Origin of the sequence: Anabaena lutea FACHB-196 (assembly GCF_014698305.1) — a bacterium.
GTDB classification, from domain to species: domain Bacteria; phylum Cyanobacteriota; class Cyanobacteriia; order Cyanobacteriales; family Nostocaceae; genus Anabaena; species Anabaena lutea.
Genome location: NZ_JACJST010000014.1, coordinates 29229 through 51483 on the forward strand (window position 1 = coordinate 29229; position 22255 = coordinate 51483).

Below are 22255 nucleotides of genomic sequence, written 5' to 3' on the forward strand. Positions count from 1 at the left end.
CCTTTGGCTCTATTTTGAATTTTGAATTGTTTCATCATCTTGTAAACACTTGATCATAAATCGAGATTAAGCTAGTGTTTCTGGACAATAGCCCAAACCCCGGACAAACTGTTGCCGGAAAGCTTCAATTTCTTCTCTCTCCGGATTACCATGAGAGACAATTGCTACTTGATAGCGGCGCATTACATCTACAGGAAACTGTCCCGCTTCCAAACTCCAAAGTGCCATTTGCACTCTCATGGGTGGTTCGTAGCTGATTCCTAATTCATTGAGAAAAGCTCGAAAATCACCATCGTCTTGGGGTGAAAGTGGCTCTCTAAATTTGATCCTCACTACCCAACCATCTATTTGATGAATTACGGTGATGAAGGAAATTGGGTTTTGGGGTCTGCCATGCAGATGTTGAACAACCCTCAGAGTTAAACTGGCATTGGCTAGGTAATATAAATATTCCATCATGGTGTTTGGGATTGAAGCTAATCCTACTTCTCTATCTTCGTAAATAAAGCATAGTTCCCGGTAGGGTAAAACCCCCCGTTTTTATATGGGGAGGTTTACCCAATTTTGGGAAATTGTCATTAGTCATTGCCGGCAAGTTCAAAGGGCGGCTAGAAAACGTATCAAAACAAAAATCGTATCTCAGTGCGATACGCTCGCCGCAGGCATCGCAAAGCACGACCTAGAAATCGTCATCACCCAAAAAATGTTAAATTAATCTTTCTTGTCAGAATCAGGATGAAAGCAGGAATTAGGATCTGATGACTCGCTTTATACATGATCAATTTGCAAAACAATATCTCACAGAACTATTAACACCCTATGGTCAAGTAGAAACCAGCAAAGATATCACAGCAGAAGTCAGACAAATTGACGTATTATTTATTCCTTTATTTTTTGCCAAAATTATTTAAAACCGTAGTTGTGGCTATTCACCAACTACCCAGTACACCCGAAACGCTGTTTTTGAGGATTTTAGGGAGAGGAAAAGTACAAAGACAAGCAGTAGAAGAATTAGAAGCACTAGCAAATAATAGTCCGTTCCTTGCGGATATCATACAATTAGTACATAACCTAATTGCTGTGTTATCGGCTCGTCAGCGTCAAGAACACGATATTGATAAAGATGACCAGGAGTTAATTATGAAATTATCAGAAATGTATCAACAACAATTAGAAGAACTTAAAAAACAAGGACGACAAGAAGGAATACAAGAAGGAGAAAAACTAGGACTCCAAACAGGTATAGAAAGAGAAAGACGCGCTATGATTGAGAGTATTCTGCAAGTGCGGTTTGGGGAAGTAGATTCACAGTTAGCAACAATTATCAACCCTCTCATTGCCATGAGTAGAGAAGAATTTACTCCTTTACTCCTACAATTATCCCGTGAGGATTTATTAAGTAGATTTACACAATAATAGAGCTACCCCAAATTATATTACAACTCATCCTAAGTTTAACCCATCATCAACCGCTTACCATACCGTAGGCGGTTATGTTTTTTGTATAAATAAATCAGATATGCAAACTTTCGTAAAAAAAGCAACAATTATTAGTATTGGGAATACACTGATACATAGATGAAATTAGAACACAAAAATTAGAACTTACACAATGAAACTATCTCAGATTCTGCCCTTAGTTGTTTGTAGTGCTGCTGCTGGTATCCTGGCTAGTATGTCTCCAGCCAAAGCGTTGGATTTCAATTTTACGCTTAGTAGCACCGTTAATACTAATATTGCAACAGGTACAATATATGGATTAACAGACAATGCAACTAGCTCTGCATCACAAATCACAATAAACAGTCTTACCTGGAGTTCTTCTGTCTTTACCCCCCTTCCTTTTTCCATAAACATTGGTGGAGCCTCACAGAATAGTTTTACTGTTAGTGGGGGAACATTGACTGGCGCTGCATTTCAATTGAGTAACGGGAACTACGACGTATATTTAAATGGTCAAGGGCAGACGGTTAACGTCGTAAATGATTTTAATAATGGAGCTCTAAACTTCGATGGATTTTCAGGCGTTACATACACCCCAGTCAGTGCTGCTGTCCCCTTTGATATCCCCGGAGGTGCAACCATCCCCACAGTCGGCTCTTTACTCGCTTTGGGTGCGATGAGGAAAGCTAAAAAACGTCTAGCAGCAAAAACCCTCGTTGTTAAACCTGTGGAAACAGTAGTTTAATAGATTAAATGTCAGAATCAGGATGTCCAGGATTAGAGGATTAACAGGATGATTTAGTAGGATACGTTAAATAGTAAACATCTGTTGATACGTTTATATAGTCTGACGCAGCTTACAACTAAAATCCTGACACCCACAAAAAAACGATCCTGTTAATCCTTAAATCCTCAAAATCCTGATTCTGACAAAAGCGCGAAAAGAGGGTATTGGGGGGTTGACAACTGATTTTAGATTTGTTGTCATAATGTTGATAAGGAAGAACTATTTTAAAATAAAATATGATTAACAATAATCAGGTAGGGGTTTAGCATTGCTAAACCCTTATTTATGGTATTTAAGAAACATGGAAAATTAACGATTTCCAAGCCACACAGGTGGTTTTTTGCTGTGTATGTGGGTTTTTTTTACCGCTCTTTTGAAGAAATGTCTGACTTAGAGATACAAGATATTAATTTAGACCGTTCATTATCTGGATATGATTATGAACTGCCCATGGAATTAATCGCCCAAAATCCGGCTGTTCCTAGAGATAGTTCTCGGTTACTGGTGGTCAATTCTCCCCATACAGGTCAGGAAATACCAGCCCTAAATCACATTTTCCGGGATTTGTCTGAACTCTTACAACCTGGGGATTTATTGGTAATGAATAATACAAAAGTCATTCCCGCTCGGTTGTATGGTCGCAAGTCTACAGGGGCAGAAGTGGAAGTTTTGCTGTTGGAAGAACGACAGCATAATTGTTGGTTGGCTTTGGTGAAGCCAGGAAAGCACTTTAAGATAGGAACTCAAATTATTTTTGATAGACAAAATTCACCCTTGGGTAATGAACTGACGGCTACAGTTTTGGAAAGAGATGAAGCAACTGGGGGACGGTTGTTAAAGTTTGATATACCTGAGAATGTGTCTTTGGTGCAGGTGTTGGAGAAATTTGGGGAAATACCGCTGCCACCTTATATCACGGCTTCTACGGCTGCGGATGAACAGTATCAAACTGTATATGCTCAGGAACAAGGAGCGATCGCAGCACCAACGGCAGGATTACACTTTACACCAGAACTTTTACAAAAATTGCGCGATCGCGGTATTAATCAAGCTTTTGTGACGCTGCACGTTGGTGTTGGGACTTTTCGTCCTGTGGAAGTCGAAGATGTAACTACTCACCAAATGCATGAAGAATGGATTGAAGTGACTGCTACGACAATTGAGCAAATTCGGGCTACTAAAGCCGCTGGAGGGCGCATTATTGCCGTTGGCACCACAGTAGTCCGCACTTTAGAGGGTTTGGCTCAATTTGGAGATTTGCAACCCTATGTAGGCAAAATAAACCTGTTTATTTATCCTGGCTATCAATGGCGGGTAGTAGAGGGTCTAATTACTAATTTTCATCTACCACGTTCGAGTTTATTGATGCTGGTAAGTGCTTTGATTGGGAGACAGAGGTTATTGAAGATTTATCAACAAGCGATCGCTGCTCAATACCGTTTTTATTCCTTTGGTGATGCCATGCTCATTTTACCCGAAGCAACCATCAGTAACGAGTACCGAGTACCGAGTACCGAGTACCGAGTACCGAGTACCGAGTATTGAGTATTGAGTAACGAGTGTTCATTAATAATTACGAATTACGAATTACGAATTACGAATTGTGAATTGTGAATTGTGAATTTTTGATGTAGTTATGGGTACTCTGATGTTGTGAGGATCTCAACTAAAAGTACAGGGCTGCTAGTATGTCTAAAAAACTGCAATTTAATCAGTGCTTACACAGTCAAATTAAAGCATTATTTTACAAAAGTTCTGTACAGAGATTAGGACTTCTGTTTGCTTCCTCAGTATTTTTAGTGTTGGCTGTACCAACAATTACTAGTTTACCTGGTAGTAAGTTGTTGGCACAAAATGTCGTTTCTCAGGATTTAGACGCAGCTATCTTGTATCAACTGGGAGTGACACGTTATCAGCGCCAAGATTTACAAGGTGCAGAATCTGCATTTCGTCAAGCTTTGCAGCGAGACCCTAAAATTGGTATGGCGCGGAATTATTTAGGCAATATCTTTTTGAAGCAAAATCGCCTAGATTTAGCTGTCCAAGAATATGGAGAAGCGATTAGACTGAATCCCAACTCTGGTGATACGTATTACAATTTGGGGTTAGCTTTACAAAAACAAGGACAAAAAGAAGCAGCGATTACTGCTTACCGTCAAGCGTTGGTAGCAAGTCCGACAATGGCGGCGGCACAGTATAATTTAGGTTTGGTATTATACGAACAAGAACAGCGACAGGAAGCGATCGCAGCTTTTCAACAAGCAATTAATTTAGATAGTAGCAATGCCAATGCTTACTTTAATTTAGCGATCGTATTTCAACAAGAAGGTCAAGTAGAAAATGCGATCGCAGCCTATCGTCAAGCCTTAAAGCTAAATCCCAACAATACCGTAGCTTACAACAATTTGGGTAGTCTCATGGTAATTCAGGGTCAACCCTCCCAAGCTATTACCATTTACCAACAAGCTATTCGCCAAAATCCCAAAAATGCTTTAGCTTACTATAACTTAGGGGTAACTTTATACAATCAAGGCAATCTCAAACAAGCTAATCAAGCGTTAAAACGCGCTCGTCAAGAATATGCTGAACAAGGGAATACTGAGCAATTCGCAAAAATTGACCAGATGACACAACAAATTGCCCAGTATTTAACACCACAAAAACCTCAAGTTAGTCAAACAGCAACCCCAACTCCCACTTCTAACAGTGATGTAGTACTACCAGCACCTGAGCAAGCAGTTCCAGTTAACTCCACTGACGTGCCTAAAACAGTTGAAGAACAGCCGAGGTAATGGGGACGCGGGGATGGGGTGATGGGGTGATGGGGAAAATTAAGAATTACCTGTCACCTGTCACCTGCACCCTGTTCCCTGTTCCCTGTTCCCTGCACCCTGCCTACACCCTCAAATTGGTAAGCGGTTAATATCTTTATTGCAGCCAATAACTACCATTGCTGAACCACGTTCTAAACGCTTGGTGGTGTCAGGATTAATTTTAAATTTACCATCCTGACTCACTGCCAACAAATTTAAACCATAACGATTACGAAGTTGGATTTCTGAAACAGTTTTGCCGTGAAATTCATCAGGGACAATTACCTCAACAATACTATGGTCTGGGTCGAGATCAAATCGGTCTAGAATAGATGGTTTAGTCAGCGTCCTTGCTAAAGCGCAACCTGCTTCATACTCTGGGAAAACTACATGATCTGCTCCCACTCGCTTTAACAGCTTGCGGTGAACCTCACTAGAAGCTTTAGCAACTACATGAGGTACACCAGCTTCTTTCACATTAAGAGTGGTGATAATACTTTCCTGGATATAGTTACCAATTGCCACAATTACTGTATCAAATTCAAAAATACCAGCTTCTTTGAGTGCGGCAGGTTCCGTTGAGTCTAGTTGCACAGCATGACTAACAATTTCTTCAGTTAACGCTTCAGAAACAAGCTTTTCATCAACATCTGTAGCCAGAACTTGATAACCCAAATTATGTAATGTTGAACAAACAGAACGACCAAACCGACCCAAACCTATTACAGCAAATTGGTGGTTATCGTGACGTAAACTGCGAAAAAACTTTAATGATGAAAGATTCATAATTGGTAATTGGTAATTGGTAATTGGTGATTGGTAATTGGTGATTGGTAATTGGTAATTTGTGATTGGTAATTGGTAATTTGTGATTGGTGATTGGTGATTGGTGATTGGTGATTGGTCATTGGAAATAGATAATTAACTTATTCTTCATTTTCTCCGCGTCCCCGTGTCTCCCCATCTCCCCATCTCCCCATCTCCCCATCTCCCCATCCCCATTTCCCCAAACTATCCTACGAGTAAATTTTCTTCGGGATAGTGAACTCTGGTAGGACGGGGATCACCTAACATAGCTGACATAAATAATAAAACACCGACTCTGCCAATATACATTGTGACAATTAAAATCAGCTTGGCTCCTGTGGAAACAGTACCAGTAATACCTGTAGATAGACCAACTGTAGCAAAAGCTGAAACCACTTCAAATAGAATTTGAATAAACTCTAATTTAGGGTCTGTGAGACTAATTAAAATAGTTGCCATAATGACGGTTGTTATGGAACCCACTAATACACCAACCGCTTTCAAAATTAATGAAACTGCTATTTTACGCTCATATAGTAAAACTTCCTCTTTTCCTTGGAGAATTGCTTGTGTACAACTAGTAAGAACTCTGAGAGTTGTTGTTTTCATACCGCCTCCTGTACCACCTGGACTTGCACCAATAAACATCAAAGCAATGGTAATAAATAAACCAGCATCGGTCATCTTGCCAATATCAATGGTGTTAAATCCAGCAGTTCTGGGAGTTACTGATTGAAACCAAGCTGATAATAATTGGTTAGTAAAACTCAAGTCACCAAATGTTTGTGGATTCCTGATTTCTATACATAAAAAGGCTACTGTTCCCAATACTAAAAGTATCAAAGTTGTACTGGTTGCCACTTTGAAATCTAGAGAAAATACTATGGCACTTGTTTTTCTGACAATTCTATCGCGCAGCCAAAGATATAGATCCAAAATTACCTGATAACCAATTCCTCCAAAGATAATTAATCCAGTAATAGTAAAAACTACTAAACCCGAATTTTGATAACCTATTAAATTATCTTTGAAAAGACTAAAGCCAGCATTATTCCAGGCATTAACACTATGAAATATTGCCAACCATAGTCCTTGATTCCATCCATATTCGGGAACAAAAACTGGCAGTAATAATAATACTCCAGTGATTTCAAAAATCATTGTTGTTGCAATAATTGAACGAATAATTTGCGTGCTACCACTCATTCCTGGTCGATCTAAAGCTTGTTGAATGGCTACTTTTTGCCGCAAGTCAAATCTCCGCCCAATTAATAAAATGAGAAAGGTGGTAGTTGTCATATAACCTAAACCACCAATTTGAGCTAAAAGTGCAATAAAGAACTGACCCCAAAAGGAAAAATAAGTACCAGGATCAACTACAGATAAACCTGTAACGCAAACTGCGGACGTTGAAGTAAAAAGCGCTACAATCGGGTTGTTCCAACTACCATCGCTAGTTGAGAAAGGCATCATCAACATCATGGTTCCTAGCAAGATGACAGCCAGAAATCCCAAACAAATTGTCCGAGCAACAGTCATAAGTAATTCAAAATTTGCTTCTGGAAGCAAAATACTCTTATCTAATTAAAAACACACATGGTAGCCTACCAATATGTTTTTTTTTCAATTCGGTTTTTTCTTCATCTGGTGTATCCATGAGTTCAACGCTTTATCAGCAAATTCAACAATTTTACGATGCTTCCTCCGGTTTGTGGGAACAGATTTGGGGAGAACATATGCATCATGGCTACTATGGTCCTACGGGGAACCAGCGGAAAGACCGTCGTTTAGCGCAAATTGATTTAATCGAAGAACTGCTGAAATGGTCAGAGGTCAAGGGTGCAGAGGATATATTAGATGTAGGCTGTGGTATTGGTGGCAGTTCTTTATACCTAGCAGAAAAGTTTGGTGCTAAAGCAACGGGAATTACACTCAGTCCTGTACAAGCCGCTAGAGCCACGGAAAGAGCAAGAGAAGCTAATTTGAATACCAGAACTCAGTTCCTTGTCGCCAATGCTCAAGAAATGCCTTTTGCTGACAATTCTTTTGACCTGGTGTGGTCTTTAGAAAGTGGTGAACATATGCCAGATAAAACCAAGTTTTTGCAAGAGTGTTACCGCGTGTTGAAGCCCGGAGGTACGTTGATTATGGTGACTTGGTGTCATCGACCTACGGATAAGAAACCTTTGACTGCGGATGAACAAAAGCATTTAGAGGATATTTATCGAGTTTATTGTTTACCTTATGTGATGTCGTTGCCAGAGTATGAAGCGATCGCTCGTCAACTACCATTAAATAATATCCGCACGGCTGATTGGTCAACCGCTGTGGCTCCATTTTGGAATCGGGTAATTGATTCAGCATTTACTCCCCAAGCTGTTTTGGGATTACTGCTTTCCGGTTGGAGTACAATTCAAGGGGCGCTTTCTTTAGGGCTAATGCGTCGAGGTTATGAACGGGGTTTAATTAAATTTGGGTTATTGTGCGGAAACAAGTAAGCAATAAGTAAGCAAATTTAAACGCTTTGTTTGGGCGGGTTTCCCCCGTCCTTTGTAGTTTCCCACATAACAGACAACACAGAGAGTAAAAAATGAATCAGTTTTATCAACAAAATTCTCCGATTTTTCCGGGAAAGTGGCTTTATGCCTTTTGGAAGTTTTCTCGTCCACACACAATTATTGGCACGAGTTTAAGTGTGTTGAGTTTATATTTGATTACCCTGGGTGTCACTTCTACCAGCTTGTCTAATATTAATCTTGGTCAAGTTTTGGGAGCTTGGATTGCTTGTATATGTGGCAATATCTATATCGTTGGTTTAAACCAATTAGAAGATGTTGATATCGACAAAATCAACAAGCCTCATTTACCCATAGCTTCAGGGGAATTCACCCCAGAACAAGGACAATTAATTGTCATTATTACAGGAATTTCGGCACTGATTGTCGCTTGGTTGAACGGACCATTTTTGTTGGGAATGGTAGCGCTAAGTTTGGCAATTGGGACAGCTTATTCTTTACCACCAATTCGCTTAAAACAGTATCCCTTTTGGGCAGCATTATGTATTTTTTCTGTGCGGGGAACAATTGTTAATTTAGGCTTGTTTTTTCATTTTAATTGGCTATTGCAAAAAAGCCAAGGCATTCCCGCAGCAGTATGGGTTTTGACGGTGTTTATTTTGGTGTTTACCTTTGCAATCGCTATTTTTAAAGATATCCCTGATATGGAAGGTGATCGCCTTTACAATATCACAACTTTTACCCTCCAATTGGGACAAAAAGCAGTATTTAAACTCGCACTTTGGGTATTAACTGTTTGCTATTTAGGGATGATTATTGTGGCTTTGTTCAAAATGGCAGAAGTTAACTCAATATTCCTAGTAATTACGCAGTTAGTAACCTTGATTGTCATGTGGTGGCAAAGTGCAGGAGTTGATTTGCAAGATAAAAATGCAATTGCGGGATTTTATCAATTTATTTGGAAACTGTTTTTCATCGAATATCTAATTTTTCCTATTGCCTGTATTTTGGCTTAAAATCATGTTAGAAAATTCACCAATTAGTAATATTGTTGCTATATCTTTAGTAATTTCCAGCCTGGGAATTCTCCTTTATTTCTCCTGGAAAACATTGATTACCTCAAACTCATTTCAAAAAGGAATTGAACTTTTTCAAGCCAAAGATTATGAAGGGGCAGAATCAGAATTTCGTAAAGTAATTGCCAACAACTCTACTAATGATATAGTCAGGTTGTTGTTGGGCGATCTTTTAAATCACAAAGGACAAATTGCAGAAGCAAAAGAATTATTCAACGAAGTAATTCACCGCAGCCCCAAAAATGCTGATGCTTACCTACGTTTGGCAAATATATTGTTACTGGAAAACAATCAGGAAGCAGCAATCAATAATCTTCAAACAGCAAAAGACCTATTCCAAAAACAGCGTCAACCTGGAAAAGCAGAAACAATAAATAAAATCCTCCAAGGTATTCACAATAATAACAAATGACCAATAATTCCTTGATGGGACAAGCCCCCTCAAACTTTCGTGGGATGAATCCAAAATCCAAAATCCAAAATCCAAAATCGGATGACTAATAATAAAGTTTACCTCGTTGGTGCAGGCCCAGGAGATGTGGCATACTTGACTGTTAAAGCCTATCGTCTCTTGGCTACTGCTCAGGTCTTGGTTTATGATGCTTTAGTAGATACCCAATTGTTAGAATGTGTATCACAGGATTGTCTAAAACTAGATGTGGGTAAACGCGGTGGTAAACCCAGCACTCCCCAAGCTGAAATTAACAATTTACTGATCAAGCATTATCAAGAAGGGAAACAAGTTGTTAGGCTAAAATCAGGTGATCCATTTATTTTTGGACGTTGTACTTCCGAAATTGAAGCTTTAAAATCTGCTGGTTGTGAATTTGAAGTTATACCGGGAATTTCTTCAGCTTTAGCCGCACCTTTATTAGCAGGAATTCCCCTCACAGATCCGGTTCTGAGTCGCTGTTTTGCTGTTTTGACAGCACATGAACCAGATGCTTTAGACTGGGAAGCACTGTCAAGGTTAGAAACTTTGGTAATTTTGATGGGGGGACAAAATTTAGGTGAGATTGTGCATCAGCTGCTACGATATGGGCGCTTGTACTCCACACCCATTGCTATTATTCGTTGGGCAGGAACTCCCAGTCAAGCTATCTGGGTAGGTGAATTAGGCAATATTGTGGCACAAACAGCGGGTTTATCACTCTCTCCAGCGGTAATTGTCATTGGTGAAGTTGTGGGATTACGCAAATACTTGTAAAAATTAAAAAGTGAAAATTTCTCAATTCCGGCGTTTTCAGCCTATTTTCTTATAAACTATTCTTAATTACCCACAATTCTGAACGAGAAAATCGTGGATAGCAATTTACCCTTATCTCCCCTCGCAGGAAAAACCATTTTAGTTACACGTTCAGTTGGACAGTCCAGCCAATTTAGCGATCGCTTGATTGCCGCAGGTGCTACAGTAATCGAAATGCCAGCTTTAGAAATTGGACCCCCTTCAAGTTGGTTTGCTTTAGATGAAGCGATCGCTAATTTATCCAGTTTCCACTGGTTAATTCTCACTTCCAGCAACGGAGTAGAACACTTTTTTACTAGACTCCACACCAAAGGTAAAGATAACAGTTCCCTAGCTGGGGTAAAAATTGCGGTTGTCGGTGAAAAAACAGCCCAAAGTTTGAAAAAACAAAATATCCATCCCGATTTTATTCCTCCCCACTTTATTGCTGACTCTTTAGTGGAAAACTTTCCTGAAGACTTAGCAGGTAAAAAGATTTTATTTCCCAGAGTAGAAAGTGGTGGAAGAGAAGTTTTAGTCAAAGAATTAACCATCAAAGGTGCAAACGTCATAGAAGTTCCCACCTATGAATCTTGCTGTCCTCAAACTATTCCCCCGGAAGCAGAGTTGGCTTTGCGAAACCGCACTTTAGATGTCATCACTTTTGCTAGTTCTAAAACTGTACAATTTTTCTGTCTATTAACCGCAAGTAAATTTACAGATGGAATAACACGTTACATAGACAAAGTTGGCATTGCTTCTATCGGTCCCCAAACATCCCAAACCTGTCATCATTTATTTGGTCGTGTCGATATAGAAGCTGAGGAATATACCTTAGATGGCTTAACCAACGCTATTATAAAATGGGCAAATCAAGGAAAATTAAATTAATTCGTAATTCGTAATAGTGCCTACGGCAGGCTACCGCCAACGTAATTAAGTTTTGTGACGGGGATTTAGACCCACTGTACTCGGTTAAAATTCTCAACTTCGGTCATTTATTAATTAAGAATTATTTTAATCTCTTTACAATGACCAATGACCAATGACCAATGACCAATGACCAATGACCAATGATCAAACGTTTAATCGGTTTAACAGGTGGTATAGCTACAGGTAAAAGTACAGTAGCTAATTATTTGCATAGTGCTTATAATTTGCCAATTTTAGATGCAGATGTTTATGCGAGAGATGCAGTATCTATTGGTTCATCTACTCTCGCACAAATTGCCGCAAGATATGGTAAAGAAATTTTACTATCCGATGGAAATTTAAATCGTCAAAAGTTAGGAGAAATAGTTTTTAACCAATCAGAAGAACGAAATTGGCTAGAAAGTGTCATACATCCCTATGTGCGAAATTGTTTTGATCAATCTATTAATGAATCATCTGCAAATACTTTAGTTTTAGTCATACCTTTGTTATTTGAAGTTGGTTTAGAAAATCTAGTTAGTGAAATTTGGGTTGTATATTGTTCACCAGCACAGCAACAGCAAAGATTAATCCAGCGCAATCATTTAAACAGCGAACAAGCCACAGCTAGAATTAATAGCCAATTACCAATTGCAGAAAAAGTAGCCAAGGCTGATATAGTATTAGATAACTCCTCTACCTTAGAATCACTTTTACAACAAGTAGATGTAGCAATCACTAAAAATATACATAAATATAGGAATAATATTTGATTTTTGAAATACACCTAGGGTAGGCATTGCCCACCAAATCCTTAAAATTTTCAGATATAATTTATAATTGCTATATAACCAAATTACCAATATGAATAAACCAATTATTTGGATACATGGAGACTGTTTGAGTCCCCAGAACCCCGCATTTCAAGAATATCCTCATACCCCAGCCATTTGGGTTTGGGATGATGCTTTAATTGAGGAATGGCAACTTAGTCTAAAACGCCTTACCTTTATCTATGAATGTTTGTTAGAATTACCTGTGGAAATCCGTCGGGGAAATGTGGCAGAAGAAATTATCAAGTTTGCTAAAGAACATGATGCTAAATTAGTTGTCACCACAGATAGTCCTAGTCCCAGATTTGAGGAAATCTGTACCAAAATTGAGCGGTCTTTAGAGTTGGAAGTTTTAGAAGTAGAACCATTTTTTGATTACGATGGTTTTATTGACTTAAAGCGGTTTTCTCGTTATTGGAAAGTAGCTGAAAAATACGTTTTTGAATAATAAATAAAAAGCTCAAAAAACTCCGACTATCTACATGATACCCAAAATAACAAAATTGACTTTTTTTAATTGGAGCGAAGCGACTTGACCTAAATAGTTGGAAAATAAATGTAGTTCGTGATGATCACTCACAACAATGCCAAATACACTTGCTGACGTACAAAATTTACTCTCTGAGTTAATCGCCCGTTATTCCCACCGTGTAGATTATCTGATGATTCGCCTAGAAGAAGCAGAAGGAACAGATATCTTGTTGCGTGGTGACAAGGTAGAAACCCTCAGCGAAGGTATTTCTATTGGTGGCCATGTTCGAGCTTGTTATAAAGGTGGCTGGGGGTTAAGTAGTTTTAACCAGTTAGCGACGATAAAAGAACGAATTGAAGAAGCGATCGCAGCGGCGCGGATAGTGGGAGATGAAGAAACCATACTCGCACCCATTGATCCCATACAAGCTATATGTAATTTACCTCTGACGGGTATCGATCCACGCACAGTTTCCCTAAAACAGAAAAAAGAATTGTGCGATCGCTATACCGACTTACTCAAAAACGTTGATTCCCGCATCACCACCACCTCAGTCCGTTATAGTGACAGCGCCCAAAGAGTCATTCTCGCCTCCTCCGAAGGAACTCTCATTGAGCAATCTTGGGTAGATATGGAAATGCGCTTTGCAGCCACAGCCAGAAACGGCGACACCGTACAAACTGGTAGAGAAACCACCGGCTCTCGTAAAGCATATCAAGACCTAACTGATTTAGATACCCAAGTCAAAAGCGCCGCCGAAAGAGCCGTTACCGCTTTATCCTTACCACCAGTTAAAGGTAACACTTATACCGTAGTTATTGACCCAATTCTCAGTGGTTTATTTGTTCATGAAGCTTTTGGGCATCTTTCCGAAGCTGATATGGCCTATGAAAACCCAGACTTACTGGAAGTTATGACCCTTGGTCGTCGCTTTGGTTCCGAAGAACTGCAAATTTTTGATGGTGCAGCCCCAGAAGGTCATCGTGGTAGTTATTTTTACGACGATGAAGGCACACCCGCGACAACTACGCAATTAATTGAAGATGGAGTTTTAGTCGGGCGTTTACATTCCCGTGAAACTGCTGGCAAATTAGAAGAAGCACCCACTGGTAATGCTCGCTGTCTGAATTATCACTTTATGCCCATTGTGCGAATGACAAACACTTGGATTAAGAGGGGTAATACACCAGTAGCAGACTTATTTACTGATATCAAAGAAGGAGTCTATGCCCGGAATTGGTTAGGTGGAATGACAAATGGAGAAATGTTCACCTTTAGCGCCGGTGAAGCATGGATGATTAGAAACGGCAAAATGGCAGAACCAGTCAAGGATGTAACACTTTCCGGTAACGTTTTCCAAACCCTGGCTGATATTGAAGCCATTGGTGATGATTTTTACTGGGATGAATCAGGTGGATGCGGTAAAGGTGGACAAAACGGTTTACCCGTAGGTTGTGGTGGCCCAAGTCTGCGAATCAAAGATGTCGTCGTCGGAGGAGAAGCTGATAATTAAGAATTCAGGAGACACGGAGATGGGGAGATGGGGAGACGCGGGGACGCGGAACTCTTGATTCCTCTTTGCGCCTCTGCGCTACGCCAGTTGCTACAACGCGGGAAACCCGCGCAACGCAATGGCTCCTCTGCGTGAGACAAAGTTCCCTATTCCCAGCTTTATCCATTCTCCGCCTGTAACAACCAAAAACCACTGTAAGTCATCCCTGAATCATCCGGTTGTATCAATAAAAAATGCAATCCCTTACTTAATTGTTTTCGCTGTTCATATACCTGTGCAGCAGCAGCAACTTCAGTATCTTCAAAAGTCGCCAAAATCCATCTATCTACCAAACCAGCTTCTAAAATCAAGCCATCAGGCGCACCAGCAATGTAATTTAACGATACAGCCTCAGTTTCCTGCAACCACCGCGCTAAACGCATAGACTGCCGTCCACCATAAATTACTACACCGGGAACGGACACAGTTGATGCTAAACCTAGATTAATCGGTTTCAGAAACTCTGGTATATGAATAATAGGAATTGGGCGTTCTGTAAACTCATCCAAGAGATTACCTGCAAGAATTGTAGCAAAACGCCACTCTTCCCCCCAGAGATTTTCCGGTAATGGTGCTGGAGGTGGTTTATCTACAACCACAGGATATTGCTTTGCTGCCAACCACTGTTTTAGTGCCAAAGTCTTGCGGGTAGGTTCAACATGAATACCCAAATTGCGACCAGCCGCTGCAATTAAACTCAAAGACTGGGGGCGAAACACCTGAATGACATCTGGTAACTTTTCACCACCTGCTAACTGAAGTTGTTCAGCAACCCAACGCGAATTAGCTTGTGACTGGAGACAGGTAGCCACAAACTCAAAGTGGCGAGTCTCGTCACAAATCAACAACTCCCACAATATCTGCCCTTCTGCATCTCGCAGTGGGCTACGATAAAAATCAGCCTGCCAAACCAGACCCATTCTCAATACTCTTCCTCTGCGTTCTTTGCGCCTGTATGCTTTCAATTCCTAACACAAAAAAGCTAAGTTAATTCATCCACTATCATTTAGTTTTCGGAATCAAATTCGGAATCAAAATTGAATCTGCGGATTTTGTACAAGGATAGAAAATCCAGTTGACGCAGTGAAAAACAAGACTAAAGACAGATAAATAATCCGCCATAACCAGATTGTAGATAGATATATTTGCACTGCTTCACTGATTAAATTGATTTGATGCCCAGATGAATTGGAGTGTAATCATGAGTGCAAAAACTAAAAAACAACAATCTGATTCCCAAGAGAATACAGCCACAGCTTCAGGCGGCTATCAAACCCCCCTCCAAGAAGATATTCGTAAAACTGGCGACGCTGAAAAAAGTGATGCTAGACCCACAGCTACACCAGAAGCACCCGGAGAAGATTCTGTAGCTGGTAGTCCTAATCAGGGTACGGAGTCGCGTTAAGTACTATTGGCACAAACGCAGGTTTTTGCGTCTGTGCTAATTTGAACAAATTTCCCAGGCTCTTAACTAGCTTTTACATTAATACCCATCAGGTTTTCAATCAGTGCATAAACATCACTGCGGCTGAGTTTTTCCTTGCCATTAACCAAAGCGTCAAGAGTACCATGAGCTAAGGCCAGAGGGATTTGGCAAAATTGCAAAGCCGGTCCACTAGGAAGAGAGTTAGTATAAGCATCTGCCAAGAGGAGATTACGACGGGCATATTCTTGGAGATTGTCGTTATTCCAACCATCGGGGAAAAAGTCTACACCACGGGTTAAATCTTCAGTATTATTACGGAGAATGTTTACTGCTTGTAAACCGCGCCCAAACCCAATCGCTTGAGTCCGGTTAGTTTGTGTGCCATCATACCAAGACCATAAATCTGAGAGTAACAAGCCGACTGCACCTGCTACCCCAAATGTATATCGGTCTAAGTCAGATTCGGTTTCAATTGTCCAGTTTTTTTCTGCCCAGTAAGCCATTCTATCTGCCATTGCGGCTGTTGCATCCCAAATCCGAGGAGCAATGCTCTCCGGTGCTAGTATTGACCATTCTCTAACCCGTAAACTGACTTCTGCTAAAGAATTCTCGTAGCCGCTAAATGCTACTGAAAAAGCATCTACCGCAAAACCATCAACTCCGGCTTGTAATGTCAAGCTCATATTTCGCAACAGCTGGGCTTTTGTGGCATTATCCAGTTGTGGATGATCTTCAATTTCGTCAATTGCACGCATACACAGGTATGCTGAGGCAACGGCTTCTTGTAATCCTGGCGGTAAAATACTAATTGGGATATAAAAAGTTCGACTAGTTTCTTTGAGGATTTGCAATGCATCTCCACGTAAATCCATTTTTTCACTCCTCTCTTTATTTTCACACCACATAAAGTTCGCGTCTTTTGATGATACTGGATTTAGTTTTTACTCAAAAATCTGAAAAACTATCGAGTATTTCATCTAAAAATTAATAGTTTATGGTATCGCAATTAACAAAAATCTCAAATGTAGCAAATTCTAGTCTAGTATATAGGTTTTTGGTGACAACAAAGTTTTGTTGCCAAGTTTGATCTAGGCTGATGTAGCAGTCCTATTAGTTATCTGGTAAAAAAGAATGGAGAGACTAAGCATGACAACTCTCGATAAGTGTTATGGATAACCCATATTGAATTTTCACTCCTATGTCTATTGGATTCATGAGCAGGACTTACGCAAGTGGCTTGCTTTGTAGGGTGGGTCAGATGTCAAAAATAATAGTGATTTTTACCGAATTATCGAGTCTGACACATCCGTAAGGGATACACAAAAGTCAAACCAGAATCCTCTATAGCTTGTTTCTCGGTTCGCAGTACAAAATATCTAAGTTTTCTTCAGTAATATCACTGCAATACTACTTACTTTTTTTCAGAGGCATTTTGCAGACGCAATAATGTGTTGTATACCTGCTGATATAAATCACTGTTCTTTTGGATTTCTAAAGTAATTGCATTGAACCGCTCAATGCTAAGTCCATGATTTTCGACAATTTTCTGAGAGCGGTTACAATAATTAACCGCAATGTCCCTAGTTTTACTGGATAGGGAATTCATACTGCTTACGTCGTTACAAACTATCTTGGGTATTTCTCCACCTCCAATCAGTTTTTTAATTTCATCAAAGGCTTGCTGACGGTCTGGTTCCATTTTTAATACAGATTGGGCATAGTTAGTGACTTCTGTATTGTTAACTGGAGGGATTTGAGCAGCGGCTTTGGAACTCAAACCTAAAGTGCTAAAAATTACACTCGCAGTGGTGAGGGTTGCAAATACCAAGGAGTGAGACAGGATTCGTTGAATCGGAATTGGGAAAAAGACAAAGTAATTTTCCTGCATAGGATAGGTGACACAGAACTATAGTAAGGATATGATAATAAGTTTGATTTATTTTAGGTGTTAGAAGTTCCAGTCCAAGTCAAATTCCTTCAACTTTTAGTGAATTAAAACTTAATAATTACGAATTACGTATCCCTAGCGGGACTGTCAGCACTATTACGAATTATTTAATTTCCTTGACATACTTGACAAAGTTCTATGACTTTAGTTTGCAGTGCAGATGTTTCCGAGGCTCCTTGTTTAAGGCTAACTTCTAATTCCAGAAGCAGGGGTAAAGATGAGATTAATTGCTGTACTGAGAGGGATTTGACTTCTTGTTGTAAAAAATAGATGCGTTTGGGGTTATTGATTTCCGCCGCTTGAGCGATCGCTTGAGGATTGCGCTCTCCTGCTTCCATCATCATCTTTACCAATAACCAGGTGCGAAATTGACCGATTAAAGTGGCAACTATCCGCAATCCCGGTTCGGAAGCATTGATCAAATCAGCAACTATTCCCAAGGCTTTGGCTGTATCTCCAGTTCTAATGGCTGCTGATAATTGTAGAGTATTTTGTGTAGTATTTCTAACTAAGGCGGTTACTGTCTTTACGTCTAAAGGTTTGTTGCTACCTGCGTTGTAAAGCCGCAATTTCTCCATTTCATTGTACAGAAGCCTGGTATCATTACCCACAGATTCCGCTAACAGTTCCGCTGTCTGAGGAGTTAATTTCACCCCCACAGTTTGAGCAGCTTGATTGACAGCTTGCACCAACAATTCCGTTTTCCAAGGGGGAATGAGGGGAAACTCGCGGAATTCCTGCGCGGATTGTTTCAAAAATTTTGTAGCTTTCAGGCGTTCATCCGGCTTGTTACGGCTGGTAAGTAATAAAAACGAGTTTTCGGGAATAACGGATAAAGTGCGTTGTAATTCGGCTAAAACATTTTCTGGACAGTGTTGACAAAGGGTAGTATTGATTAACCACACCAAACGCCCTCCTGCGCCAAAAGTCGGTGTCATAACTTGATTTAACGCCTGAATCACAGCATCGGCTTGTTCTGGGGGGAAAACAGTATAATTAAAACTGAGCCAGAGAGGATCGAGAATGCGATCGCGCAAAACTGTCACTGCTTTTTCAATGGCAAAATCATCTTCACCCCAGTAAACATAGATTGGCATAGCAATTAAAATAATTCGTAATTCGTAATTCGTAATTCGTAATTCGTAATAGAGCCTACGGTCCCGCTAGGGATACATAATTAAGGTTGGCAACGGGGATTTAGACCCCGACCCAAAACTTGCTGCCTGTAGAGGCAGGGAAATTAAACCCCCAAAATTGGTTAAAATTTAAAAATTTAAAAATTTAAAAATTTAAAACCAAATTAATTTGGTCAAATTGAGTAAATTTCCCTACAATCTATCAAGAGAGCGCGAGGCGATGAAGATTGGACGACAACTACCAAACCTACTTAAATCGGGTAGCAAGAATGATGCTACCAGAATTTTACAGAACCCAAGTTCAGCATATCCAGGAATCTCCTAAATTTCAGCTTAATTCTGGAATCAGAGAACCAGCACCTTTTCCTGGCTATACGCTGATTACCCCACCGGCGGGAGAAGATACGGAAAATGCTGCTTTTTACAGCCAAATCGAGACTTATCAGCGATCGCTTTTAGAGTTACCAGTCAACTGTGATTTGATTGTACCTGTACCTCCTGCCAGCTTTCATTTAACCGTAGCAGACTTGATTTGGGATCATGCTTTCCATCATGCCATTCAAAAAAATCCCCAATTTGCTGAGGAATTGAACTCTTGCTTAGGTGATTTGTTTAATCAACATCAACAATCCAGGACAAAGGCAACTAATCCCATTTCCTGGCAAATGCTGGGACTACTAGTTATGCCCAGGGCTATAGGTGTGTGTTTAGTACCCAAAGATGAAAGCTCCTATGAGGAGATTATTCAACTCCGCAGGCTAATTTATCAAAATCGTAAATTAATGGGCTTGGGGATTGAGCAACACTATGACTTTACAGCCCACATTACATTAGGCTATTTTGGGGAAATTCCCGCAGAACCAGACCGCATCAAACTCAGTACTATGTTATCTGAGTTAAATCAACAATGGCTGTTAAATTTCCCAGAGATTTTAATCAACAGAGTTGAATTGCGGAAGTTCGACAACATGACACATTATTATCGTCAACCAGACTGGATAAGTTTAGATTTTTGAGTAATTTCTAATTCGTAATTCGTAATCCGTAATTAATCATGAATTACGAATTAGAAGTAATATATCAGTTTTCAGATCACTACAAAAACAAAGTCCGCCTATTCCTTCTCTTCTCCTGTCGGAGACGCTGCGCGAACGCGGACTCCTAGAAACTCACCCAGCTACGCATCTGGTGGCATGGGAGAGCATTTGACGACTAGATTTTGATCCAAGGCTAAGAAAATTGATACACCCAAAAGAGCCAGATAAACCCCACTAATTTCATATAACCAGCCAGCCATCGTGTTGATAGCAGCGCCTAAATAACAAGTCTGCATTTATAAATTTGTAAGTGTGTATGATTAAATTATGAAATGTAGGTGGAAAATTCTTTGATGCAGTTAATCAGCCAGGAGTATATCGAAATTGCTGCTGATGTGCGGAGTGGGAAACCCAGGATTGCTGGTACTCGCATTGCGGTAGAGGATGTAGCAGTGATGCATTTAAAGCTAGGGTATTCTTTGGTAGAGATTGCTGGGAAATATGACCTGTCACTAGCATCCGTTTATGCAGCAATGGCTTATTATTTTGATCATCGAGACGAGATTGATGGACGTGCAGCAGAAGAGGATGAGTTAGTTGAGGTGCTGAAACAAAATCATCCTTCGCGTCTTCAAGAGAAACTCAGGCAGTTGAGAAATGAGTGAACGAATTCGCTTTCATCTAGATGAAAATGTTGATCCTGCGATCGCACTTGGGTTACGTCGTTATGGAATTGATGTCACAACAACTAACAATGTGGGATTACGCACTCAATCTGATGAAATCCAGTTGGAGTTTATTCAGGAATCGCAGCGAGTGCTGTTTACCCAAGATACAGATTTTTTGATTATTGCGAGTCGCAGGCTTGATCATCCTGGGATTACATACTGTAAGAAAGGAACTCGTTCAATTGGAGAAATCATTGAAACCTTAGTTTTGATTTATGAGGTGATGACACCTGAACAGATGGTAGGACGTGTCGAGTTTTTGTGAAAAAATGACCAGAAAATTATGAAAATCATCACAATTAATATTCTTTTTAAACTGAATTATTGGACACAACGTCGAGAATTATTAATAGATGGACTCAAAAACGAAAATCCTGATATCATTGCTTTACAAGAAGTCAGTTTATCAGAAGATACAGCTGCTTGGATAGCAGAACAATTAAATATTCCCCATATTTATAAAGCTGTTCCCCAGGAAGTATGTAATAGTGATTTACCCTTTGGTTTAGCTATTCTCAGTCGTTATCCGATTGAAAAAACAGCAGCACTAAATTTAGAACATCAGGGAAGAATAGCCCAATATGCACAAATAAAATTAGAAAATAATAAATCAATAGTAATTTGTAACGGTCATTATTTTTGGCATCCAGGTTCACACCCAAAACGAGATAAGCAACTACAATTAATGTTAAATTGGTTATCAGAATTACCTCCAGAAATGCCCATCATTTCTGTAGGAGACTTTAACGGTACTCCTGAAACATCAGGAATTGCATTAGTTAAAGAAAAATATCAATCAGCATATCAAGTTTATCATGGTCAAGAACCAGAATATACTTGTCCCACACCTTTAGGTCAAGATAAAATTAGTTGGAGAAACCGATTAAAATATTTTTGGAGAACTTTGATTTTTAATAAGACTTGGAAACAGTGGAGAGGTACTTTAGATTATATTTTTATTAATCAATATTTAGAAGTAAAAGATTGTCGAGTAATTCTCAATCAACCAGCAGCGAATAACCGTTATCTTTATCCTTCAGATCATTTTGGCATTGTTGCTGATTTAGAGATTGTTGATAATTAGATTATAGCAATTTTCGGGTAAATGAAACATTTTTTTTATTTCACGCAGAGACGCAGAGGCACAGAGAGAGATTAATTGGATTTTACAAGTGAGCTTGATTTGCTTGCTTAATTACATCACTAAATTAATTAAAATAGCAAATTTCATAGAAAAAATCAAAATTTTATAAAGTTTTAGGTGAATATCATAAAACTAACCATGTCAGCTATTAGTAAATATACTTTTGAAGAATTATATGAAATAATGGTAAAAAATAAATTAGAAACAATTTGACAGATTAAAGTTGGTGATTATTATACATCTAATTTAGATTGGGCTGATGCTTACTTATGGGCTGTATTTGTTGGAGAGAGTATAGTTGAGTATTGTGAATTTATTACTGCTGATAGCGAAGGAGACTATATAAATTTTACATTTAAACCACAAGATTTAGTTAAGTTAATAAATAAACTCAAATGGT

The 22255-nt window shown here is 39.5% G+C and carries 22 protein-coding genes and 3 pseudogenes; 16 read left to right on the forward strand and 9 right to left on the reverse strand.

Translation table 11 applies throughout. The annotated features are described in order from the left end of the window. Nucleotides 1–66 precede the first annotated feature (66 nt). Nucleotides 67–456: a hypothetical protein gene (locus H6G59_RS15730; RefSeq protein WP_190716212.1), complete on the reverse strand. Its 390-nt coding sequence runs from the start codon at nt 454–456 to the stop codon at nt 67–69. A 302-nt stretch (nt 457–758) separates the two neighbouring features. On the opposite strand from H6G59_RS15730, the pseudogene H6G59_RS15735 reads away from it, so the two are divergent. The 4 genes and pseudogenes from H6G59_RS15735 (at nt 759) to H6G59_RS15750 (ending at nt 5022) form a co-directional block, all read left to right on the forward strand. Continuing rightward, a pseudogene (locus tag H6G59_RS15735) lies at nt 759–1416 on the forward strand (RpnC/YadD family protein). Between the two features lie 196 nt (nt 1417–1612). Then, entirely contained in the window at nt 1613–2188 is a 576-nt protein-coding gene (locus H6G59_RS15740; protein WP_190715981.1) for a hypothetical protein, read from the forward strand. A 423-nt stretch (nt 2189–2611) separates the two neighbouring features. Continuing rightward, nucleotides 2612–3775 carry a tRNA preQ1(34) S-adenosylmethionine ribosyltransferase-isomerase QueA gene (queA, locus tag H6G59_RS15745; protein WP_190716215.1) on the forward strand — a complete coding sequence of 388 codons (1164 nt, stop codon included), beginning with the start codon at nt 2612–2614 and terminating at the stop codon, nt 3773–3775. A 143-nt stretch (nt 3776–3918) separates the two neighbouring features. After that, on the forward strand, nt 3919–5022 hold the full coding sequence (locus H6G59_RS15750; protein ID WP_190715983.1) for a tetratricopeptide repeat protein: 1104 nt from the start codon (nt 3919–3921) through the stop codon (nt 5020–5022). 111 nt (nt 5023–5133) lie between these two features. Here the strand turns inward: H6G59_RS15750 and H6G59_RS15755 are convergent, their stop codons facing one another. The 3 genes from H6G59_RS15755 to H6G59_RS15760 all read right to left on the reverse strand — a co-directional run bounded on the left by H6G59_RS15755 (nt 5134) and on the right by H6G59_RS15760 (nt 7389). Further along, a complete protein-coding gene (locus tag H6G59_RS15755) occupies nt 5134–5829 on the reverse strand; it encodes a potassium channel family protein (RefSeq protein ID WP_190715985.1) in 696 nt (231 codons plus the stop codon). Continuing rightward, entirely contained in the window at nt 5826–5951 is a 126-nt protein-coding gene (locus tag H6G59_RS27620; RefSeq protein WP_277924638.1) for a hypothetical protein, read from the reverse strand. Before H6G59_RS27620 ends, H6G59_RS15755 begins: the two co-directional genes overlap by 4 nt. A 103-nt stretch (nt 5952–6054) precedes the next feature. Next, entirely contained in the window at nt 6055–7389 is a 1335-nt protein-coding gene (locus H6G59_RS15760) for a TrkH family potassium uptake protein (RefSeq protein ID WP_190715987.1), read from the reverse strand. A gap of 116 nt (nt 7390–7505) precedes the next feature. Between H6G59_RS15760 and H6G59_RS15765 the strand changes: the two genes are divergently transcribed. From H6G59_RS15765 to H6G59_RS15800, 7 genes and pseudogenes are all read left to right on the forward strand, one after another. Then, nucleotides 7506–8348 carry a methyltransferase domain-containing protein gene (locus H6G59_RS15765; protein WP_190715989.1) on the forward strand — a complete coding sequence of 281 codons (843 nt, stop codon included), beginning with the start codon at nt 7506–7508 and terminating at the stop codon, nt 8346–8348. Nucleotides 8349–8440: 92 nt separating this feature from the next. Beyond that, complete coding sequence (locus tag H6G59_RS15770; protein ID WP_190715991.1) at nt 8441–9382, forward strand: homogentisate phytyltransferase; 942 nt, start codon at nt 8441–8443, stop codon at nt 9380–9382. 4 nt (nt 9383–9386) lie between these two features. After that, on the forward strand, nt 9387–9854 hold the full coding sequence (locus H6G59_RS15775) for a tetratricopeptide repeat protein (RefSeq protein WP_190715993.1): 468 nt from the start codon (nt 9387–9389) through the stop codon (nt 9852–9854). A gap of 81 nt (nt 9855–9935) precedes the next feature. Then, nucleotides 9936–11558: pseudogene (gene cobA / locus H6G59_RS27845) on the forward strand (uroporphyrinogen-III C-methyltransferase). A gap of 182 nt (nt 11559–11740) precedes the next feature. Then, nucleotides 11741–12352, forward strand: a complete 612-nt coding sequence (coaE, locus tag H6G59_RS15790; protein ID WP_190715999.1) for a dephospho-CoA kinase — start codon at nt 11741–11743, stop codon at nt 12350–12352. Between the two features lie 91 nt (nt 12353–12443). Next, nucleotides 12444–12860: a hypothetical protein gene (locus H6G59_RS15795; protein ID WP_190716001.1), complete on the forward strand. Its 417-nt coding sequence runs from the start codon at nt 12444–12446 to the stop codon at nt 12858–12860. A gap of 136 nt (nt 12861–12996) precedes the next feature. Then, nucleotides 12997–14397 (forward strand): TldD/PmbA family protein, encoded by a 1401-nt coding sequence (locus tag H6G59_RS15800; protein WP_190716003.1) that lies wholly within the window; start codon nt 12997–12999, stop codon nt 14395–14397. Between the two features lie 158 nt (nt 14398–14555). Here H6G59_RS15800 and H6G59_RS15805 read toward each other — a convergent pair whose 3' ends face one another. Further along, the gene (locus H6G59_RS15805; protein WP_190716005.1) at nt 14556–15356 is read right to left on the reverse strand and encodes a Tab2/Atab2 family RNA-binding protein; all 801 of its coding nucleotides are present in this window, start codon (nt 15354–15356) and stop codon (nt 14556–14558) included. 281 nt (nt 15357–15637) lie between these two features. Between H6G59_RS15805 and H6G59_RS15810 the strand changes: the two genes are divergently transcribed. Next, a complete protein-coding gene (locus H6G59_RS15810; protein WP_190716007.1) occupies nt 15638–15841 on the forward strand; it encodes a hypothetical protein in 204 nt (67 codons plus the stop codon). Between the two features lie 62 nt (nt 15842–15903). Here the strand turns inward: H6G59_RS15810 and H6G59_RS15815 are convergent, their stop codons facing one another. The 3 genes from H6G59_RS15815 to holA form a co-directional block, all read right to left on the reverse strand. After that, entirely contained in the window at nt 15904–16734 is an 831-nt protein-coding gene (locus H6G59_RS15815) for a squalene/phytoene synthase family protein (protein WP_190716009.1), read from the reverse strand. Nucleotides 16735–17273: 539 nt separating this feature from the next. Continuing rightward, the gene (locus tag H6G59_RS15820) at nt 17274–17750 is read right to left on the reverse strand and encodes a DUF4168 domain-containing protein (RefSeq protein WP_190716011.1); all 477 of its coding nucleotides are present in this window, start codon (nt 17748–17750) and stop codon (nt 17274–17276) included. Nucleotides 17751–17917: 167 nt separating this feature from the next. Next, a complete protein-coding gene (gene holA / locus H6G59_RS15825) occupies nt 17918–18907 on the reverse strand; it encodes a DNA polymerase III subunit delta (protein WP_190716013.1) in 990 nt (329 codons plus the stop codon). Nucleotides 18908–19173: 266 nt separating this feature from the next. Between holA and H6G59_RS15830 the strand changes: the two genes are divergently transcribed. Continuing rightward, nucleotides 19174–19962, forward strand: a complete 789-nt coding sequence (locus H6G59_RS15830; protein ID WP_190716015.1) for a DUF1868 domain-containing protein — start codon at nt 19174–19176, stop codon at nt 19960–19962. A gap of 170 nt (nt 19963–20132) precedes the next feature. Here the strand turns inward: H6G59_RS15830 and H6G59_RS15835 are convergent. After that, nucleotides 20133–20270: pseudogene (locus H6G59_RS15835) on the reverse strand (DUF58 domain-containing protein); the annotation flags it as partial. Between the two features lie 66 nt (nt 20271–20336). On the opposite strand from H6G59_RS15835, the gene H6G59_RS15840 reads away from it, so the two are divergent. From H6G59_RS15840 to H6G59_RS15850, 3 genes are read left to right on the forward strand one after another with little or no spacing between them, the layout of a single operon-like run. Beyond that, nucleotides 20337–20648 (forward strand): DUF433 domain-containing protein, encoded by a 312-nt coding sequence (locus H6G59_RS15840; protein WP_190716017.1) that lies wholly within the window; start codon nt 20337–20339, stop codon nt 20646–20648. After that, a complete protein-coding gene (locus H6G59_RS15845; protein ID WP_190716019.1) occupies nt 20641–20976 on the forward strand; it encodes a DUF5615 family PIN-like protein in 336 nt (111 codons plus the stop codon). The genes H6G59_RS15840 and H6G59_RS15845 overlap by 8 nt, the downstream gene beginning before the upstream one ends. 18 nt (nt 20977–20994) lie before the next feature. Then, nucleotides 20995–21795, forward strand: a complete 801-nt coding sequence (locus tag H6G59_RS15850) for an endonuclease/exonuclease/phosphatase family protein (RefSeq protein ID WP_190716021.1) — start codon at nt 20995–20997, stop codon at nt 21793–21795. Nucleotides 21796–22255: the final 460 nt, after the last annotated feature.

Excerpts from the sequence above, each read along its gene's own strand:
- H6G59_RS15840 (WP_190716017.1), top strand. The coding sequence starts at position 20,337 with ATGCAGTTAATCAGCCAGGAGTATATCGAAATTGCTGCTGATGTGCGG.
- H6G59_RS15820 (WP_190716011.1), bottom strand. The coding sequence starts at position 17,750 with ATGCAGGAAAATTACTTTGTCTTTTTCCCAATTCCGATTCAACGAATC.
- queA (WP_190716215.1), top strand. The coding sequence starts at position 2,612 with ATGTCTGACTTAGAGATACAAGATATTAATTTAGACCGTTCATTATCT.
- H6G59_RS15850 (WP_190716021.1), top strand. The coding sequence starts at position 20,995 with ATGAAAATCATCACAATTAATATTCTTTTTAAACTGAATTATTGGACA.
- H6G59_RS15755 (WP_190715985.1), bottom strand. The coding sequence starts at position 5,829 with ATGAATCTTTCATCATTAAAGTTTTTTCGCAGTTTACGTCACGATAAC.
- H6G59_RS15800 (WP_190716003.1), top strand. The coding sequence starts at position 12,997 with ATGCCAAATACACTTGCTGACGTACAAAATTTACTCTCTGAGTTAATC.
- H6G59_RS15810 (WP_190716007.1), top strand. The coding sequence starts at position 15,638 with ATGAGTGCAAAAACTAAAAAACAACAATCTGATTCCCAAGAGAATACA.
- H6G59_RS15795 (WP_190716001.1), top strand. The coding sequence starts at position 12,444 with ATGAATAAACCAATTATTTGGATACATGGAGACTGTTTGAGTCCCCAG.
- H6G59_RS15815 (WP_190716009.1), bottom strand. The coding sequence starts at position 16,734 with ATGGATTTACGTGGAGATGCATTGCAAATCCTCAAAGAAACTAGTCGA.
- H6G59_RS15740 (WP_190715981.1), top strand. The coding sequence starts at position 1,613 with ATGAAACTATCTCAGATTCTGCCCTTAGTTGTTTGTAGTGCTGCTGCT.
- H6G59_RS15845 (WP_190716019.1), top strand. The coding sequence starts at position 20,641 with ATGAGTGAACGAATTCGCTTTCATCTAGATGAAAATGTTGATCCTGCG.
- H6G59_RS15730 (WP_190716212.1), bottom strand. The coding sequence starts at position 456 with ATGGAATATTTATATTACCTAGCCAATGCCAGTTTAACTCTGAGGGTT.
- H6G59_RS15775 (WP_190715993.1), top strand. The coding sequence starts at position 9,387 with ATGTTAGAAAATTCACCAATTAGTAATATTGTTGCTATATCTTTAGTA.
- holA (WP_190716013.1), bottom strand. The coding sequence starts at position 18,907 with ATGCCAATCTATGTTTACTGGGGTGAAGATGATTTTGCCATTGAAAAA.
- H6G59_RS27620 (WP_277924638.1), bottom strand. The coding sequence starts at position 5,951 with ATGACCAATCACCAATCACCAATCACCAATCACCAATCACAAATTACC.
- H6G59_RS15770 (WP_190715991.1), top strand. The coding sequence starts at position 8,441 with ATGAATCAGTTTTATCAACAAAATTCTCCGATTTTTCCGGGAAAGTGG.
- H6G59_RS15765 (WP_190715989.1), top strand. The coding sequence starts at position 7,506 with ATGAGTTCAACGCTTTATCAGCAAATTCAACAATTTTACGATGCTTCC.
- H6G59_RS15760 (WP_190715987.1), bottom strand. The coding sequence starts at position 7,389 with ATGACTGTTGCTCGGACAATTTGTTTGGGATTTCTGGCTGTCATCTTG.
- H6G59_RS15805 (WP_190716005.1), bottom strand. The coding sequence starts at position 15,356 with ATGGGTCTGGTTTGGCAGGCTGATTTTTATCGTAGCCCACTGCGAGAT.
- H6G59_RS15750 (WP_190715983.1), top strand. The coding sequence starts at position 3,919 with ATGTCTAAAAAACTGCAATTTAATCAGTGCTTACACAGTCAAATTAAA.
- coaE (WP_190715999.1), top strand. The coding sequence starts at position 11,741 with ATGATCAAACGTTTAATCGGTTTAACAGGTGGTATAGCTACAGGTAAA.